At 56.8% G+C, this 456-nt stretch carries 1 pseudogene; it reads left to right on the top strand.

Annotation, left to right across the window (positions count from 1 at the left end):
• Positions 1-456: pseudogene (locus tag VSR34_RS38540) on the top strand (IS30 family transposase); the annotation flags it as partial.

Raw genomic sequence — 456 nt, 5'->3', positions numbered from 1 at the left:
CACGGCAGGATCCGCGACACGGTGTCGATCAGCGAACGTCCAGCCACAGTCGAGGACCGCGCAGTGCCGGGGCATTGGGAAGGTGATCTGCTTTGCGGCAGCGAGAGCAGCCAGATTGCGACGCTCGTCGAACGCCACACACGCTATGTCATGCTGGTGAAGATTGCCAGCAAGGACAGCGAGGCGGTAGCCGATGCGCTGATCAAACATACCTGCAAATTGCCGCAGGAACTCTACAAATCGCTAACCTGGGATCGCGGCACGGAGATGGCCAGTTACAAGCGCTTTACTGTTGCTACTGACGTTGCCGTCTACTTCTGTGATCCGCAACATCCCTGGCAGCGAGGGTAAAATGAGAACACAAATGGACTGTTGAGGCAGTACTTCCCGAAAGGCGGCGACCTGTCGGTGTATTCACAGGCCAAACCCAATGCTGTGGCAAGACGCCTCAATGAA

The sequence above is a fragment of the Paraburkholderia sp. JHI2823 genome (assembly GCF_038900695.1).
GTDB lineage: Bacteria > Pseudomonadota > Gammaproteobacteria > Burkholderiales > Burkholderiaceae > Paraburkholderia > Paraburkholderia mimosarum.
Note: the sequence above shows the minus strand (reverse complement) of the source record. Positions and strands in the feature narration are given on the sequence as shown.